This window comes from Mesorhizobium sp. M8A.F.Ca.ET.021.01.1.1, assembly GCF_003998025.1.
GTDB lineage: Bacteria > Pseudomonadota > Alphaproteobacteria > Rhizobiales > Rhizobiaceae > Mesorhizobium.
Genome location: NZ_RZSJ01000059.1, coordinates 1 through 17,589, shown reverse-complemented (window position 1 = coordinate 17,589; position 17,589 = coordinate 1). Strand labels below are relative to the sequence as shown.

Genomic DNA, 17,589 nt, shown 5'->3' with positions numbered 1-17,589 from the left:
GCCTATATCTATGTGCGCGGCGAGTTCATCCGCGAGCGCGAGGCGCTGCAGCGGGCGATCGAAGAGGCGTACGAGGCCAAGCTGATCGGCAAGAACAACACGTCGGGCTACGATTTCGAAATCTACATGCATCACGGCGCCGGCGCCTATATCTGCGGCGAGGAAACCGCGCTGCTCGAAAGCCTCGAAGGCAAGAAGGGCCAGCCCCGGCTGAAGCCGCCATTCCCGGCCAATGTCGGCCTCTATGGCTGCCCGACCACGGTCAACAATGTCGAATCGATCGCGGTGGCGCCGACCATCCTGCGCCGCGGAGCCGCGTGGTTCTCGTCCTTCGGCCGGCCCAACAATGTCGGCACCAAGCTGTTCTGCGTCTCCGGCCACGTCAACAATCCGTGCACCGTCGAAGAGGCGATGTCGATCCCGTTCCGCGAACTGATCGAGACGCATTGTGGCGGCATCCGCGGCGGCTGGGACAATCTGCTTGCGGTCATTCCGGGCGGCGCCTCGGTGCCGCTGGTGCCGGCCGAGCAGATCATCGACACGCCGATGGATTTCGACGCGCTGCGCGACCTCAAATCCGGCCTCGGCACGGCGGCCGTCATCGTCATGGACAAGTCGACCGATGTCGTGAAGGCGATCGCGCGGCTTTCCTACTTCTACAAGCACGAGAGCTGCGGTCAGTGCACGCCATGCCGCGAGGGCACAGGCTGGATGTGGCGGGTGATGGAGCGGCTGGTGCGCGGCGAGGCGCAGAAGCGCGAGATCGACATGCTGCTCGACGTCACCAAGCAGGTCGAGGGCCACACGATCTGTGCGCTGGGCGATGCCGCGGCCTGGCCGATCCAGGGCCTGATGCGGCATTTCCGTGGCGAGGTGGAGCGGCGCATCGACGAGTTTTCGCGCAACGCGCACCGGGCCGAACCGGTGATGGTGGCGGCGGAATAAAAAGAAACTTTTTGAACTCGGGAAGAAAACGGGGCGGGGCGAACGAAGAAACGACCAGGAGAACTCTATGGCGCCGTATTCGACACCCTACTCATTGATGCCCAATTTGGACCAGATCGAGAAGATGAACCAGGACCTGACAAGGATGATGCCGAAGGAGATGGCCAGCGCCGTCAACCTTTTCGCGCACCCTGTCGCGGGTGCAGTGGCGATGTCGGCGCTTGGCATGGGGCTCGCCAATCATGCCTTCGGCGTCTGGATGGGGGCGCTTTCGGGAGCCGCCGAGGCATCACATCGGCTCATGCAGCCGCTGATCGAGGATTTCGAGGCGCGCGTCGAGCAATTCGAGGACGCGAACTCGTCGTCCATCAGGGCGCGGGCGACGGCGAAGACCATGATGGCCGAGGCGCAGTCCTTCGCCCAGGAGGTCACCGGTATCGCAGCCAGGGAGGCCGCGGTCATCGCGCCAGCCGCGGATGCAGCTCCGGCAGCGGGTGAGACCTCCGATGTGCTGTTGCCGGAAGATTTCAGGCAGCCCAAGGCCATGGAGAAGCCAGCGAAACCGTCCGACCTCAAGGCGATATCGGGCATCGGCCCGAAGCTGGAGAAGGTGTTGAACGGGCTGGGTATCTGGACTTACGCCCAGATCGCCCAATGGTCGCCGCAGGAGATCGCCTGGGTCGACGATTATCTCTCGTTCAACGGCCGTATCGGCCGTGACGACTGGACTGCCCAGGCCGCGGCGCTGGCCGCCAAGAAGTAAACGAAATGTCGGGCGCGGCGTCGGTCGCGACCGGAAAAGAGATTGCGGGAAATCCGCAGGGGTTTGAAGCGAATGGCAAAGCTCAAGGTCGACGGGAAAGAAATCACTGTACCCGACCACTATACGCTGCTGCAGGCGGCGGAAGACGCGGGCGCGGAAGTGCCGCGCTTCTGCTTCCATGAGCGGCTGTCGATCGCCGGCAATTGCCGCATGTGCCTGATCGAGGTGAAGGGCGGGCCGCCCAAGCCGCAGGCCTCCTGCGCCATGGGCGTGCGCGACCTGCGCCCCGGTCCGAACGGCGAGCCGCCGGAAATCTTCACCAACACGCCGATGGTCAAGAAGGCCCGGGAAGGCGTGATGGAATTCCTGCTGATCAACCACCCGCTGGATTGCCCGATCTGCGACCAGGGCGGCGAGTGCGACCTGCAGGACCAGGCGATGGCCTTCGGCGTCGATTCCTCGCGCTATCACGAGAACAAGCGCGCGGTCGAAGACAAGTATATCGGCCCGCTGGTCAAGACGGTGATGAATCGCTGCATCCACTGCACGCGCTGCGTCCGCTTCACCACCGAGGTCGCCGGCATCTCCGAGCTCGGCCTGATCGGCCGCGGCGAGGATGCCGAGATCACCACCTATCTCGAACAGGCGATGACCTCGGAGCTGCAGGGCAATGTCATCGATCTCTGCCCGGTCGGCGCGCTGACCTCCAAGCCCTTCGCCTTCCAGGCGCGGCCGTGGGAACTGACCAAGACTGAATCCATCGACGTGATGGACGCTGTCGGCTCGGCGATCCGCGTCGATAGCCGTGGCCGCGAAGTGATGCGCATCCTACCGCGCGTCAACGAGGCGGTGAACGAGGAATGGATTTCCGACAAGACGCGCTTCATCTGGGACGGCCTGCGCACGCAGCGCCTCGACCGCCCCTATGTGCGCAAGGACGGCAAGCTGGTTCCGGCGAGCTGGGCCGAAGCCTTCGCATCGATCAAGGACGCGGTGTCGAAGACGACGCCTGAGAAGATCGGCGCGGTCGCGGGCGATCTCGCGGCTGTCGAGGAAATCTTTGCGTTGAAGCTCTTGATGGCTTCGCTCGGTTCGAAGAACACCGATTGCCGCCAGGACGGCGCCGCGCTCGATCCGGCGCTCGGACGCGCCAGCTATATCTTCAACCCGACCATCGAAGGCATCGAGCAGGCCGACGCGGTGCTGATCATCGGCGCCAATCCGCGCTTCGAGGCCTCGGTGCTCAATGCCCGCATCCGCAAGCGCTGGCGCCTCGGCAATCTGCCGGTCGGCGTCATCGGCGATGTCGGCGACACGCGCTATGACTACGAACAACTGGGCGCCGGGCCGGACTCGCTCAAGGATCTGGCGGACGGCAACGGCAAGTTCTTCCAGACGCTGAAGAAGGCGACGCATCCCCTGATCATCGTCGGCCAGGGCGCGCTGGCGCGCGCCGACGGTGCGGCCGTGCTCGGCCAGGCGGCCAGGCTCGCCGCTGCCGTGAATGCTGCTCGCGCCGACTGGAACGGCTTTGCCGTGCTGCACAATGCGGCGGCACGCGTCGGCGGCCTCGACCTCGGCTTCGTGCCGGGCGAAGGCGGCAAGAACGTTGCCGGCATGCTGGGCGAGACGGATGTGCTGTTCCTGCTCGGTGCCGACGAGATCGACATGAGCAAGACCGGCGGTGCCTTTGTCGTCTATGTCGGCACGCATGGCGACGCCGGCGCGCACCGCGCCAATGTCATCCTGCCGGCGGCGGCCTATACCGAAAAGTCCGGCACCTACGTCAACACAGAGGGGCGTGTGCAGCAGACCAACCGCGCCGGCTTCGCACCGGGCGATGCGCGCGAGGATTGGGCCATATTGCGGGCGCTGTCCGACGTGCTGGGCAAGAAACTGCCATTCGACTCGCTGCCGCAACTGCGTGCCAAGCTCTATGGCGAATACCCGCATCTGGCCCGCATCGACCAGGTCGCGGCCGGCAATGCCGAGGATATCGCCAGCGTGGCGAAGCTCGGCGGGCGGCTGAACAAGGGCACCTTCACCTCGCCGGTCAAGGATTTCTATCTGACCAACGCGATCGCGCGGGCATCGGCCGTGATGGCGGAATGCTCGGCACTGGCCAAGAGCGGCTTCAAGCAGGCGGCGGAATAAGCATGGACACCTTCTTCTCCTTCTACGTGCTGCCGGCGCTGCTGATCCTTATGAAATCAGTCGTGCTGATCGTCGTGCTGCTGATCTTCGTCGCCTATATCCTCTACGCCGACCGCAAGATCTGGGCGGCGGTGCAGCTTCGCCGTGGCCCGAACGTCGTCGGCCCCTGGGGCACGCTGCAGGCCTTCGCCGACCTGTTGAAGTTCGTCTTCAAGGAGCCGGTCATCCCGTCAGGCGCCAACAAGGGCGTCTTCCTGCTGGCGCCGCTGGTCTCGGCCGTTCTGGCGATCTCGGCCTGGGCGGTCATTCCGGTCAGCCAGGGTTGGGCGATCGCCAACGTCAATGTCGGCATCCTCTATGTCTTCGCCATCTCCTCGCTGGAGGTCTATGGCGTGATCATGGGCGGCTGGGCGTCGAACTCGAAATATCCGTTCCTCGGCGCGCTGCGTTCGGCCGCGCAGATGGTATCCTATGAAGTCTCGATCGGCTTCGTCATCGTCACCGTGCTGCTCACCGCCGGCTCGCTCAACCTCAGCGATATCGTGCTGTCGCAGCATGACGGAATTGGCACGCGGCTCGGCCTGCCCAACACATTCCTCGACTGGAACTGGCTGGCCCTGTTCCCGATGTTCATCATCTTCTTCATCTCGGCGCTGGCCGAGACGAACCGGCCGCCTTTCGATCTGGTGGAAGCCGAATCGGAGCTGGTCGCCGGCCACATGGTCGAATATTCGTCGACGCCGTTCCTCCTGTTCTTCCTGGGCGAGTATGTCGCGATCGTCTTGATGTGCGCGCTGGCCACCATCCTGTTCCTCGGCGGCTGGCTGCCGCCCTTCGACTTCGCGCCCTTCACCTGGGTGCCGGGCGTCATCTGGTTCGTGCTGAAGGTCTGCTTCGTGTTCTTCGGCATTTCGATGGTGAAGGCCTTCGTGCCGCGCTACCGCTACGACCAGCTGATGCGGCTGGGCTGGAAGGTGTTCCTGCCGATCTCGCTGTTCATGGTCGTCGCCACCGCGGCCTTCCTCAAGATCACGGGGTTTGCGTGATGTCCGCTTTGTCCCAGGCCGCCAAATCGCTGCTGCTGCAGGATTTCGTCAGCGCTTTCTTCCTGTCGATGCGCCAGTTCTTCGCGCCGAAGGAGACGATCAACTATCCGCACGAGAAGGGGCCGGTCAGCCCGCGCTTCCGCGGCGAGCACGCGCTGCGTCGCTATCCCAATGGCGAGGAACGCTGCATTGCCTGCAAGCTGTGCGAGGCGATCTGCCCGGCGCAGGCGATCACCATCGAGGCCGGCCCGCGCCGCAATGACGGCACGCGCCGCACGGTGCGTTACGACATCGACATGGTGAAGTGCATCTATTGCGGCTTCTGCCAGGAAGCCTGCCCGGTCGACGCCATCGTCGAGGGGCCGAATTTCGAGTTCGCGACGGAGACGCGCGAGGAACTCTACTACGACAAGGACAGGCTGCTGGCGAATGGCGACCGGTGGGAGCGCGAACTGGCGCGCAACATCTCGCTGGACTCGCCCTATCGCTGAGATTTGACGCATGGACGGGGCGAAGGGCCTCGTCTAGAGGATGATCCCGAAAAGTTGCAGACTTTTCGGACAAGATCATCCTCCGGAAGACAAAAGTGTCGCATGTTTCTTTCGATCGGGTATTTCAACCCGATCGGAACATGCGATAGGACAACGCGGCTTCGGTACGACGAAGCCAGAGACAACGAACAGGGCGAGTGTCCTGTTTGGAAAGGAACCCGGGGGATCCCCAATGCTGAGTGGACTAGAGGCGGCCTTTTTCTACCTCTTCGCCTTTGTCGCGGTGGCGTCGGCGTTCATGGTCATTTCGTCGCGCAACCCCGTGCATTCGGTGCTGTTCCTGATCCTGACCTTCTTCAACGCCGCCGGCCTGTTCATGCTGACCGGCGCCGAGTTCCTGGCGATGATCCTGCTCGTCGTCTATGTCGGCGCGGTCATGGTGCTGTTCCTGTTCGTCGTCATGATGCTTGACGTCGACTTCGCCGAGATGAAGGAGGGAGCCCTGCAATACGCGCCGATCGGCGCGCTGGTCGGGCTGATCCTGGCGGCGGAGCTGATCGTCGTGCTGGGTGGCTACACATTCGCGCCGAAACTCGCCGCGACGGTCGCAAAGCCCATCCCGGATCTCGCCGCGCGCTCCAACACGGCAGCGCTCGGCGACATCCTCTATACCGACTACCTCTACTACTTCCAGATTTCGGGCCTCATCCTGCTGGTTGCCATGATCGGCGCCATCGTCCTGACGCTGCGCCACAAGGAAGGGGTCAAGCGGCAGTCGATCGCCGCCCAGGTCGGCCGCACCGCGGCGACCGGCATGGAAATCCGCAAGGTCAAGTCGGGCGAAGGAGTCTGAGATGGTCGTCGGCATCGCACATTATCTGACCGTATCGGCCGTTCTGTTCACGCTCGGCGTGTTCGGCATCTTCCTCAACCGCCGCAACATCATCGTCATTCTGATGTCGGTCGAATTGATCCTGCTCGCGGTCAACATCAATTTCGTCGCCTTCTCGGCGGCGCTCGGCGATCTGGTCGGCCAGGTGTTCGCGCTGTTCGTGCTGACGGTCGCGGCGGCTGAAGCCGCCATCGGACTTGCCATTCTCGTCGTCTTCTTCCGCAACCGTGGCTCGATCGCGGTCGAAGACGTGAACACCATGAAGGGTTGACGGGGCGACTATGTATCAAGCGATCGTCTTCCTTCCACTGCTCGGCTTCCTGATCGTCGGCCTGTTCGGCAACGCGCTCGGTGCCAAGGCGTCCGAATACATCACCTCCGGCTTCCTGGTGATCGCGGCCGTGCTGTCATGGGTCGCCTTCTTCAGCGTCGGTTTCGGCCATGGCGAGGTGTTCACCGTGCCGGTGCTGCACTGGATCCAGTCCGGCGGGCTGGACGTCTCCTGGGCGCTGCGGATCGACACGCTGACGGTGGTGATGCTGGTGGTGGTCAACACCGTGTCGGCGCTGGTTCACGTCTATTCGATCGGCTACATGCACCACGATCCCAACCGGCCGCGCTTCTTCGCCTATCTGTCGCTGTTCACCTTCGCCATGCTGATGCTGGTGACGGCAGACAACCTCGTGCAGATGTTCTTCGGCTGGGAAGGGGTGGGCCTCGCGTCCTACCTGCTGATCGGCTTCTGGTACAAGAAGCCATCGGCCAATGCCGCGGCAATAAAGGCCTTCGTCGTCAACCGCGTCGGCGATTTCGGTTTCGCGCTCGGCATTTTCGGCCTCTTCGTGCTGTTCGGCTCGGTCAATCTCGGCACCATCTTCGCCAATGCGGCGACGTTCATTCCCGCTGAAGGCGCGCCACAGGGTGCCGCTGTGCTCACCTTCCTCGGCCATGCGCTCGACAAGCAGGCGGCGATGACCGTCGTCTGCCTGCTCTTGTTCATGGGCGCCATGGGCAAGTCGGCGCAGGTGCCGCTGCACACCTGGCTGCCCGACGCCATGGAGGGCCCGACCCCGGTGTCGGCACTCATCCATGCCGCCACCATGGTGACGGCCGGCGTGTTCATGCTGGCGCGGCTGTCGCCACTGTTCGAGCTGTCGCATTCGGCGCTGACGGTGGTGACCTTCATCGGCGCCTTCACCGCATTCTTCGCCGCGACCGTCGGTCTCGTCCAGAACGACATCAAGCGCGTCATTGCCTATTCGACCTGCTCGCAGCTCGGCTACATGTTCGTGGCGCTCGGCGTCGGCGCCTATGGCGCTGCCATCTTCCACCTGTTCACGCATGCCTTCTTCAAGGCGCTGCTGTTCCTTGGCTCGGGCTCGGTCATCCATGCCGTCTCCGACGAGCAGGACATGCGCAAGATGGGCGGCTTGAGGAAGCTGATCCCGACCACCTACTGGATGATGGTGATCGGCACACTGGCGCTGACCGGCGTCGGCATTCCCGTGACCGTGATCGGCACCGCCGGCTTCTTCTCCAAGGACGCCATCATCGAGACGGCCTTTGCCGGCCATAATTCGGCTGCGGGCCTGGCCTTCGTGCTGTTGGTGATCGCCGCCGGCTTCACCTCCTTCTATTCCTGGCGGCTGATCTTCATGACCTTCCATGGCGAGCCGCGGGCGAGCCACGATGTGATGCATCACGTCCATGAATCGCCGCCGGTGATGCTGGTGCCGCTGTTCATCCTGGCGGCCGGCGCTTTGTTTGCAGGCATCATCTTCCACGGCGCCTTCATCGGCGAGGGCTATGCCGAATTCTGGAAGGCGTCACTGTTCACCCTGGCGGACAACCATATCCTGCACGAAATCCACGAATTGCCGCTGTGGGTCGAGCTGTCGCCCTTCATCGCCATGCTGATCGGCCTGGCATTGGCCTGGAAGTTCTACATCCGCTCGCCGGAAATGCCGGTCGATCTCGCCGCGCGGCATCGCGGGCTCTACGCCTTCCTGCTCAACAAGTGGTACTTCGACGAACTCTACGACTTCCTGTTCGTGCGGCCGGCCAAGCGCCTCGGTTCCTTCCTGTGGAAGACCGGCGACGGGACCATCATCGATGGCCTGGGGCCTGACGGCGTTTCGGCGCGCGTCGTCGATGTCACCAACCGCGTCGTCAAGCTGCAGACCGGCTACCTCTACCACTATGCCTTCGCCATGCTGATCGGCGTTGCCGCACTCGTCACCTGGATGATGCTCTGATGACCGCCTGGCCAATCCTCTCGCTGGTCACCTTCCTGCCGTTGGTTGGTGTGCTGCTGATCCTGTTCATCAATGATGACAGTGAAAACGCACGCCGCAACATCCGCGCCATCGCGCTGTTGACCACGACATTCACGTTCATCATCTCGCTGTTTATCTGGACCGGCTTCGACAATTCGCAGGCCGGCTTCCAGTTCGTTGAGAAGGTGGCCTGGCTCGACTCCGGCATTTCCTACCATATGGGCGTCGACGGCATTTCCATGCTGTTCGTCATCCTGACGACCTTCCTGATGCCGCTTTGCATCCTGGCGTCGTGGGAAGCGATCGAGAAGCGCGTCAAGGCGTACATGATTGCCTTCCTGCTGCTGGAAACGCTGATGATCGGCGTGTTCTGCGCGCTGGACATCGTGCTGTTCTACGTCTTCTTCGAGGCCGGCCTGATCCCGATGTTCATCATCATCGGTGTGTGGGGCGGCAAGCGGCGCGTCTACGCCTCGTTCAAGTTCTTCCTCTATACGCTGGCCGGCTCGGTGCTGATGCTGCTCGCCATCATGGCGATGTTCTACCAGTCCGGCACGACCGACATTCCGACGCTCCTGACGCACAGCTTCCCGGCCAACATGCAGACCTGGCTATGGCTCGCCTTCTTCGCCTCCTTCGCGGTGAAGATGCCGATGTGGCCGGTGCACACCTGGCTGCCCGACGCACACGTCGAGGCGCCGACGGCCGGTTCGGTCATCCTGGCGGCCATTCTCTTGAAAATGGGCGGGTACGGCTTCCTGCGCTTCTCCTTGCCGATGTTCCCGCTGGCGTCCGAAATGTTCGCGCCGCTGGTGTTCACGCTGTCGGTCGTCGCCATCATCTACACCTCGCTGGTGGCGCTGATGCAGGAGGACATGAAGAAGCTGATCGCCTATTCGTCGGTCGCCCATATGGGCTTCGTCACCATGGGCATCTTCGCCATGAACCAGGAAGGCGTGCAGGGCGCGATCTTCCAGATGCTCAGCCACGGCCTGGTCTCGGGCGCGCTGTTCCTCTGCGTCGGCGTCATCTATGACCGCATGCACACGCGTGAGATCGCCGCCTATGGCGGCCTCGTCAACAACATGCCGAAATACGCCACCGTGTTCATGGTCTTCACCATGGCCAATGTCGGCTTGCCGGGCACGTCAGGCTTCGTCGGCGAGTTCCTGACCATGCTCGGCGTGTTCCGCGTCAACACCTGGGTGGCGTTCTTCGCCGCCACCGGCGTCATCCTGTCGGCCGCCTATGCGCTCTGGCTCTATCGCCGGGTGATTTTCGGCGCGCTGACCAAGGACAGCCTGAAGGGGCTGCTCGACCTGTCGACCCGCGAGAAGGCGATCATCTATCCGCTGGTCGTGCTGGTCATCTTCTTCGGCGTCTATCCCGCACCCGTCTTCGACGCGACGGCCCAGTCGGTCAAGTCGCTCGTCACCAATGTCACCGCATCCATCGGCGCCGCGCAGACCGCGGCGGCGAACTGACCCAGGGGTTTTGCGAACCATGACGCCGGACCTTCTCTCCAGCCTGTCGCTCTCGACGCCCGAGCTGATCCTTGCCATCGGCGCGCTCGCGCTGCTGATGGTCGGGGCCTATTCGCGTTCCAAAACCGCAAGTACGGTGACCGGCCTTGCCGTGGCCGTGCTGGTGATCGCGGGCGCCTGGCTGATCTTCCACGCAGGGCAGGGCAGCGCCTATGGCCACGCCTTCATCCAGGACTCCTTCGCCCGCTTCATGAAGGTGCTGGCCCTGGTCGGCTCGGCGGTGACGCTCATCATGTCGATGCGCTTTGCCAAGGCGGAGCGTTTCGACAAGTTCGAATATCCGGTGCTGATCCTGCTTTGCACGCTCGGCATGATGCTGATGATCTCGGCCAACGGCATGATCGGGCTCTATCTCGGCCTCGAACTGCAGTCGCTGGCGATCTATGTGCTGGCGGCGATCAACCGCGACAATCTGCGTTCGACCGAAGCCGGCCTGAAATATTTCGTCCTCGGCGCGCTGTCATCGGGCATGCTGCTCTACGGCATCAGCCTGGTCTACGGTTACACCGGCAACACCGGCTTCCAGGAGATCGCGACCGCGCTGGGCAGCGGAGAACGCCAGCTTGGCCTCGTCTTCGGCCTCGTCTTCGTGCTGGCCGGACTTGCCTTCAAGATATCGGCGGTGCCGTTCCACATGTGGACGCCGGACGTCTATGAGGGCGCCCCGACCCCGGTGACGGCCTTCCTGGCGGCGGCGCCCAAGATGGCGGCGATGGCGCTGATCGTGCGCGTCACCATGGGCGCGTTCAAGCCGATCGCTTCCGACTGGCAGCAGATCATCGTCTTTATCTCGATCGCCTCGATGGCGCTTGGCGCCTTCGCCGCCATTGGCCAGACCAACATCAAGCGGCTGATGGCCTATTCCTCGATCGGCCATATGGGCTACGCGCTGGTCGGCCTTGCCGCCAACAGCCAGGCCGGCGTGCGCGGCGTCGCCATCTATATGCTGATCTACCTGGTGATGACGCTCGGCACCTTCGCCTTCATCCTCGCCATGCGGCGCAAGGAAGGCAATGTCGAACAGATCAGCGATCTCGCCGGCCTGTCGTCGACCAACCCGGTCATGGCGACGATCCTGACCATCCTGATGTTCTCGCTGGCCGGCATTCCGCCGCTCGCCGGCTTCTGGGGAAAGTGGTACGTCTTCCTCGCCGCCATCAACGCCAATCTCTATGCGCTGGCGATCATCGGCGTGCTGGCCTCGGTGGTGGGCGCCTACTATTATCTGCGCATCATCAAGATCATGTGGTTCGATGAGCCTGTCGGCGGCTTCGTGCCGATGGCCAGCGAATTGCGTGTCGTGCTCGGCGTCAGTGGCGCCTTTGTGCTGTTCTATGTGCTGATCGGCGGGCCGATCGGCACCTATGCCGAAGCCGCCGCCAAGACTTTTTTCTGACGGGATGGCATTTCGGCTGGCTCCAACCTCGGCGTCGGAAGGGTTCCGGCTCGAGGCGCATGACAGTGTCGGCTCGACCAACGCGCTGGCGCTGGACCATGCCCGCGCCGGCGACCCGGGCAAGCTCTGGGTCGTTTCCAAGAAGCAGGAAAGCGGGCGTGGCCGGCGTGGCCGTGCCTGGGCAACGCCGGAAGGCAATCTGGCGGCGACGCTGCTTGTCATCACCGGCGGTGAACTGCGCCTTGCCGCGACGCTCGGTTTCGTCGCCGGGTTGGCACTGGCCGACGCGCTCGACGCGGTGGTGCCGAAGGGCCGCATTTCGGTAGGCCTCGACGGCGCGAGCCAGGGACAGAACCGCTTCGAGCTGAAATGGCCGAACGATGTGCTGGCGTCCGGGGCCAAGCTGGCCGGCATCCTGCTGGAGTCGGCGATGCTCGACGGTGGCCGCTTCGCGGTGGCGGTCGGCATCGGCGTCAATGTGGTGGCGCACCCGCAGGACTTGCCCTATCCCGCGACATCGCTTCATGCATTGGGCGCTGCCTGCGATGCCGAGACGCTTTTTCTGGCGCTGTCGGATGCCTGGAGCGAGAATGCCCGCCTTTGGGACGAAGGACGAGGCCTTGCCGCGATCAGAAAGCGCTGGCTGGCCCGTGCCGCGGGCCTTGGCGGCGAGGTTGCTGTCAGAATTGACGGTAATGTGGTGCGTGGCGTGTTCGAGACCATTGACGAGGACTGCCGTTTCGTGATCCGCGACGATGAGGGGGCTGTTCTGACGGTCGCCGCCGGCGATGTTCATTTCGGTGCGGTCGCTTCCGCGCGGGTTTAGTTTTGTTTTTTGGGCAATTCCGGACTGAAAACCGTTAGACACCTTTGCCGGAATTGCTTTAACGGCTTGGCCTGAGGGCCAGGAAGGGAAAAATCATGGCGAAAGCGGACAACGCCGAACTAGTCTTCGTGCCGCTCGGCGGTGTCGGCGAGATCGGCATGAACTTCGCCCTCTACGGCTACGGCCCGCCGAGCGCGCGCGAGTGGATCGTCATCGATGTCGGCGTCACCTTTCCCGACGCGGCGCATCCGGGCGTCGACCTGATCCTGCCCGACACGCGCTTCATCGAGGAGAACCTCGCCAATCTGCGCGGCATCATCATCACCCACGCGCATGAGGACCATTACGGCGCGCTGCTCGACACCTGGCCGAAGCTGAAGGTCCCGGTCTGGATGACGCCGTTCAGCGCCGGGCTGCTGGAAGCCAAGCGGCAGGGCGAGCAGGGCGCGCCGAAAATCCCGCTGACGATCTACCGGGCGGGCGAAAAGTTCACCGTCGGTCCCTTCGAGATCGAAGCCATTCCGGTGGCGCACTCGATTCCCGAACCCATGTCGCTGGCGATCACGTCGCCTGCCGGCACCGTCATCCATACCGGTGACTGGAAGATCGATCCGGAACCGACGATTGGACCCAAGACCGACGAGGCGCGGTTCCGCGCCTATGGCGACAAGGGCGTGCTGGCGCTGATCTGCGATTCGACCAATGCGCTGCGTGAAGGCGAGTCGCCTTCGGAAGTGGCGGTGGGCGAGGGCCTGAAAGGCGTCATCCAGGTCGCCAAGGGCCGCGTCGCCGTCACCACCTTCTCCTCCAATGTCGGACGTATCGTCTCGATCGCCAGGGCAGCGCGCGATGCTGGCCGCCAGTGCCTGGTGCTCGGCCGCTCGCTGAAGCGCGTCATCGATGTGGCTGACGAGCTTGGTTATATGGACGGGCTGCCGGAGTTCATCGCCGAGGAGGATTTCGGCTTCATCCCGCGCGAGAACCTCGTCATCATCTGCACCGGCAGCCAGGGCGAGCCGCTGGCGGCGCTGGCGAAACTGTCGCGCGACGAGATGAAATCGGTGTCGCTGACGGCGGGCGACACGGTGGTGTTTTCCTCGCGCACCATTCCCGGCAACGAGAAGGCGATCCTCGAAATCAAGAACCGCCTGATCGATCTCGGCATCAAGATCATCGAGGACGGCGACGCACTGGTACACGTCTCCGGCCACCCGCGGCGCAGCGAACTGCGCAAGATGTACGAATGGGTGCGCCCGCAGATCGGCGTTCCCGTGCATGGCGAGGCCGCGCATCTGGTGGCGCAGGGCTCGCTGATGTCGACCTCTGGCATCGGCCAGGTGGCGCAGGTGCGCGACGGCGACATGCTGCGGCTCGCGCCAGGACCCGCCACCATCATCGACCAGGTGCCGTTCGGCCGCGTCTACAAGGACGGCAATCTGATCGGCACCGATCAGGCGATGGGTATTCGCGACCGGCGCAAGCTGTCCTTTGCCGGTCATGTCGCGGTCAATGTCGTGCTCGACGAGAAGTACGAGCTGGCCGGCGATCCCGACCTGGTCGCAATCGGCGTCGCCGAGGCCGATGCCCGTGGCGAGACGCTCGAGGACCTGATGATCGACGCGGCCGTAGGCGCGGTCGATTCGATCCCCCGTCAGCGCCGCAAGGACCTCGACCTCGTGCAGGAGGCGGTGCGGCGCGCGGTGCGCGGCGCGGCCAACGAAGCCTGGGGCAAGAAACCGCTGGTGACGGTTTTCGTCACCCGCTGAAGGCGGCGGCTGGTCAGACGTTCAGCTGATAGCTGCCGGAATCCAGCGAAAGGACCCGCCTGTCTGCCCGACATGGCCCAGGCCCGGAAACGGCATGTGATGGCCGGCGACGAGCAGGCGCCGCTCCGCAGCCATGCTCAGCAGCCGCTTGCGGGTTTCGACCGCCTTTTCCTTGTCGTCGTCGAAATCCGCATGCCACTCCGGACGCTGGATGGACACGACATAGTGCAGGAAAGCGTCCGACCAGATCAGCAATTGCTGTCCGCTGCTTTCGACCAGGAATGCCAAGAGCCCGGGAGAGTGACCGGCCGCGTCGATGGCAGTGATGCCCGGCACCACTTCGTCTCCAGGCGCGATGAATGTCGCGTGGTCGGCCAGGCCGGTGCAAATCCGCCTGAACAGATCACGATTGGCCAACCTTGCCGAGCGCACCGCATTTCCTTCGGTCCAAAAGGCGAACTCGGCCGCGCCGAATACGTATCGCGCTCGGCTGAAGACAGGTTGGCCATTCCTGACCAGCCCGCCAATGTGGTCCGGGTGCCCGTGCGTGATGACCACCACGTCGATGTCATCGGGGCCGAGCCCAAGGGTTTGCAGGCAGTCCGGGAGTGAACCGCCGTCATCTCCGCAGCCTGTGTCGAACAGGATCTTTTCGGAACCGGTGTCGATCAGCGTCGGGATGAAGCAATGCTCGTAGCGATCCTGGTCGATGAAGTTCGAGGCCGCGAGTTCGAGCACCGCCGCCGGCGGCTGTCCGGCCGCGAAGGCCGATGCAAGCTCGTCTCTGATGTCGACGGCATCGAGCAAGGCGGCAACTTTGAACGACCCGAGATCGAAGGTAAAAACACGGGGGCGGGCAGAGCTGATTCCAGACATTGCCGTTTGTACTTCGCCGATATCGGTTGGAACAGGTGCGACAGTGCGCGCTTCCCGAATGGCTGTTGATCGCGGCTGATTTAACGTATGACGCCAGTCATTGGATCTGGGAGAAAGAAGCTCGGACATGCTCGGACGGCTGAACCATGTCGCGCTTGCGGTGCCGGATCTGGCTGCCGCCATTGCAGCTTACCGCAACACGCTCGGCGCCGAACTGACCGAGCCGCAGGCTTTGTCGGAGCATGGTGTCACCGTGGTGTTCGTCAATGTCGGCAACACCAAGATCGAATTGCTGGAGCCGCTTGGCGAGGGCTCGCCGATCGCGGCATTCCTGGCAAAGAACCCGTCAGGCGGCATGCATCATCTCTGCTACGAGGTCGACGACATCCTGGCGGCGCGCGACCAGCTCAAGGCCGCCGGCGCCCGCGTGCTTGGCGACGGCAATCCCAAGATCGGTGCGCATGGCAAGCCGGTGTTGTTCCTGCATCCGAAGGATTTCTTCGGTACGCTAATCGAACTGGAGCAATCATGAGCTGGGTCTCGTTCACCGCCCTGTTTTTCGCGACCTGGTGGGTGGTGCTGTTTGCCGTTCTGCCGTTCAGCGTCAAGACGCAGGACGATGATCACGACGTGACGCTGGGCACGGTTCCGAGCGCGCCGCGCGGGCCGCATATGTTGCGTGCCGTGATCCGCACCACCATCGCGACGGCGATCCTGATGGGCATTTTCTACGGTCTGACGCACGGGCTGGGATACAGCCTCAACGACATCCCGCACATCGTGCCGGATTTCGGCCAGACCCCAGCGAAGTAGAGAGCCGGCAAGTCCTTTCGACCACATCGAGCATCGGATGCTGATTGGGATGCTGCCGCGTTTTCGCCGCCGAACGTCTGGTGACGTAAGGTCACGCAACCTTGCAACTTGCGGCGCTAACCAGATGATTGCACAAAAAAAATGCAAGGCACGAGGCCTTGCAATTAAACGCGTCCGATCTGTTTCCGTTATCCGGCGGCAGCGAGTAACCGCGCCTAGATCGCATCCTCCCAAGACTTTGACCGCGTAGGAGGGCAGATTTTTCTCCGCCCTCTCGGTTATCGGGGCACATTAGCCCAACGGAAATGAAAATGTCACGAAGAATTTTGCCTTGAAACGGGCATTCTCGTGTTGCACTGCACAATAGTGCGGCAGGCTTTGCTTTTGAAACGAACAGGCGAGTTCGACAGAGCCTTTGCGGCATGTTCGCAATTGACGCGCGCAAAGAATTGGCGGCTCGACCCGAAGACGTTCGGCGCGTTCCATTGTCGGCGCCGACTGATCCGGAAGCGAGGGATTCCGGGCCGGAAGGGGGTGATGTATAGGGATGGCCGGGTTTCCATTCCGTCATGAAATCGCTATGAAGCCGGGGCAAGCAAGCCTGCGCCGCGCCGATTCTGGCGTGGCCATTCTCATTCACGGACCAGTCCATGCGTTTGTCGCGCTATTTCCTGCCTATCCTCAAAGAAAATCCGCGCGAGGCCGAAATCGTCTCGCATCGGTTGATGCTACGCGCCGGCATGATCCGCCAGCAGGGGCAGGGCAGTTTTTCCTGGCTGCCGCTGGGCAAGCGGGTGCTGGACAAGGTCTGCAAGATCATCCGCGAGGAGCAGAACCGCGCCGGCGCGCTGGAGATTCTCATGCCGACCATCCAGTCGGCCGATCTGTGGCGCGAGAGCGGGCGCTACAACGACTATGGCAAGGAGATGCTGCGCATCAAGGACCGCCAGGACCGCGACATGCTCTACGGACCGACCAACGAGGAGATGGTCACCGAGATTTTTCGCGCTTACGTCAAGTCCTACAAGGACCTGCCGCTCAACCTCTACCATATCCAGTGGAAGTTCCGTGACGAGGTGCGGCCGCGCTTCGGCGTGATGCGTTCGCGCGAATTCCTGATGAAGGACGCCTATTCCTTCGATCTCGACTTCGAGGGCGCGCGAGCCGCCTATAACAGGATGTTCGTCTCCTATCTCCGGACCTTCACCCGCATGGGCCTGCAGGCAATCCCGATGCGGGCCGACACCGGACCGATCGGCGGCGATCTCAGCCACGAATTCATCATCCTGGCCGACACAGGCGAGAGCCAGGTCTTCTGCCATCGCGATTATCTGTCGCTTGCCGTGCCCGGCGCGAACACCGACTTCGCCAATGACGGCGAAATTGCCGATATCGTCAAGACGTGGACGACGCCTTACGCCGCGACCGACGAGATGCATGACGAGGCGGCCTGGGAGAAGGTTCCGACAGGCGACCGGGTCTCGGCGCGCGGCATCGAGGTCGGCCATATCTTCCACTTCGGCGAGAAATACTCCAAGCCGATGGGCGCCAAGGTGACCGGGCCCGACGGCAAGGATCATTTCGCCTCGGGCGGCTCCTACGGCATCGGTCCGTCGCGGCTGGTCGCGGCGATCATCGAGGCCAGCCACGACGAGAATGGCATCATCTGGCCCGAAGCGGTGGCGCCGTTCGATATCGGCCTGATCAACATGAAGGCGGGCGACGCCGACTGCGATCGCGTCTGCGACGAACTCAATGCCGCCTTCACCGCCGCCGGCAAGGATGTGCTTTACGACGATAC

The 17,589-nt window shown here is 63.1% G+C and carries 16 protein-coding genes; 15 read left to right on the top strand and 1 reads right to left on the bottom strand.

The annotated features are described in order from the left end of the window. From nuoF to EOA36_RS07605, 12 genes are all read left to right on the top strand, one after another. On the top strand, window positions 1-945 hold a 945-nt coding region (gene nuoF / locus EOA36_RS07660), incomplete at its 5' end, for an NADH-quinone oxidoreductase subunit NuoF (RefSeq protein WP_127276510.1). A gap of 67 nt (window positions 946-1,012) precedes the next feature. Next, the gene (locus tag EOA36_RS07655) at window positions 1,013-1,708 is read left to right on the top strand and encodes an NADH-ubiquinone dehydrogenase (protein ID WP_127276508.1); all 696 of its coding nucleotides are present in this window, start codon (window positions 1,013-1,015) and stop codon (window positions 1,706-1,708) included. Window positions 1,709-1,780: 72 nt separating this feature from the next. Further along, window positions 1,781-3,862: an NADH-quinone oxidoreductase subunit NuoG gene (gene nuoG, locus EOA36_RS07650; RefSeq protein ID WP_127276506.1), complete on the top strand. Its 2,082-nt coding sequence runs from the start codon at window positions 1,781-1,783 to the stop codon at window positions 3,860-3,862. A gap of 2 nt (window positions 3,863-3,864) precedes the next feature. Beyond that, window positions 3,865-4,908: an NADH-quinone oxidoreductase subunit NuoH gene (gene nuoH / locus EOA36_RS07645; RefSeq protein ID WP_127276504.1), complete on the top strand. Its 1,044-nt coding sequence runs from the start codon at window positions 3,865-3,867 to the stop codon at window positions 4,906-4,908. Further along, window positions 4,908-5,399, top strand: coding sequence for an NADH-quinone oxidoreductase subunit NuoI (nuoI, locus tag EOA36_RS07640; RefSeq protein ID WP_023763316.1), 492 nt, complete (start codon window positions 4,908-4,910; stop codon window positions 5,397-5,399). Before nuoH ends, nuoI begins: the two co-directional genes overlap by 1 nt. Window positions 5,400-5,631: 232 nt before the next feature. Then, a complete protein-coding gene (locus tag EOA36_RS07635; RefSeq protein ID WP_127276502.1) occupies window positions 5,632-6,252 on the top strand; it encodes an NADH-quinone oxidoreductase subunit J in 621 nt (206 codons plus the stop codon). Between the two features lies 1 nt (window position 6,253). Next, window positions 6,254-6,562 (top strand): NADH-quinone oxidoreductase subunit NuoK, encoded by a 309-nt coding sequence (nuoK, locus tag EOA36_RS07630; protein WP_127276500.1) that lies wholly within the window; start codon window positions 6,254-6,256, stop codon window positions 6,560-6,562. A 10-nt stretch (window positions 6,563-6,572) separates the two neighbouring features. Continuing rightward, window positions 6,573-8,546: an NADH-quinone oxidoreductase subunit L gene (nuoL, locus tag EOA36_RS07625; protein ID WP_127276498.1), complete on the top strand. Its 1,974-nt coding sequence runs from the start codon at window positions 6,573-6,575 to the stop codon at window positions 8,544-8,546. Next, window positions 8,546-10,051, top strand: a complete 1,506-nt coding sequence (locus tag EOA36_RS07620; protein ID WP_127276496.1) for an NADH-quinone oxidoreductase subunit M — start codon at window positions 8,546-8,548, stop codon at window positions 10,049-10,051. Before nuoL ends, EOA36_RS07620 begins: the two co-directional genes overlap by 1 nt. A gap of 19 nt (window positions 10,052-10,070) precedes the next feature. Beyond that, window positions 10,071-11,507, top strand: a complete 1,437-nt coding sequence (gene nuoN, locus EOA36_RS07615) for an NADH-quinone oxidoreductase subunit NuoN (protein WP_127276494.1) — start codon at window positions 10,071-10,073, stop codon at window positions 11,505-11,507. A 4-nt stretch (window positions 11,508-11,511) separates the two neighbouring features. Then, window positions 11,512-12,333, top strand: a complete 822-nt coding sequence (locus tag EOA36_RS07610) for a biotin--[acetyl-CoA-carboxylase] ligase (protein ID WP_127276492.1) — start codon at window positions 11,512-11,514, stop codon at window positions 12,331-12,333. Between the two features lie 95 nt (window positions 12,334-12,428). Continuing rightward, the gene (locus EOA36_RS07605) at window positions 12,429-14,099 is read left to right on the top strand and encodes a ribonuclease J (RefSeq protein ID WP_127276490.1); all 1,671 of its coding nucleotides are present in this window, start codon (window positions 12,429-12,431) and stop codon (window positions 14,097-14,099) included. 21 nt (window positions 14,100-14,120) lie between these two features. On the opposite strand, the gene EOA36_RS07600 is transcribed toward EOA36_RS07605, so the two are convergent. After that, window positions 14,121-15,104, bottom strand: a complete 984-nt coding sequence (locus tag EOA36_RS07600; protein WP_245464283.1) for an MBL fold metallo-hydrolase — start codon at window positions 15,102-15,104, stop codon at window positions 14,121-14,123. Between EOA36_RS07600 and mce the strand changes: the two genes are divergently transcribed. From mce to proS, 3 genes are all read left to right on the top strand, one after another. Next, window positions 15,103-15,507, top strand: coding sequence for a methylmalonyl-CoA epimerase (mce, locus tag EOA36_RS07595; RefSeq protein WP_127276488.1), 405 nt, complete (start codon window positions 15,103-15,105; stop codon window positions 15,505-15,507). The two genes, EOA36_RS07600 and mce, sit on opposite strands and share 2 nt — an antisense overlap. Continuing rightward, on the top strand, window positions 15,504-15,788 hold the full coding sequence (locus EOA36_RS07590; protein ID WP_127276486.1) for a DUF1467 family protein: 285 nt from the start codon (window positions 15,504-15,506) through the stop codon (window positions 15,786-15,788). Before mce ends, EOA36_RS07590 begins: the two co-directional genes overlap by 4 nt. 650 nt (window positions 15,789-16,438) lie before the next feature. Next, window positions 16,439-17,589, top strand: a 1,151-nt coding sequence (proS, locus tag EOA36_RS07585) for a proline--tRNA ligase (RefSeq protein ID WP_127276484.1), incomplete at its 3' end; no start/stop codon positions are given.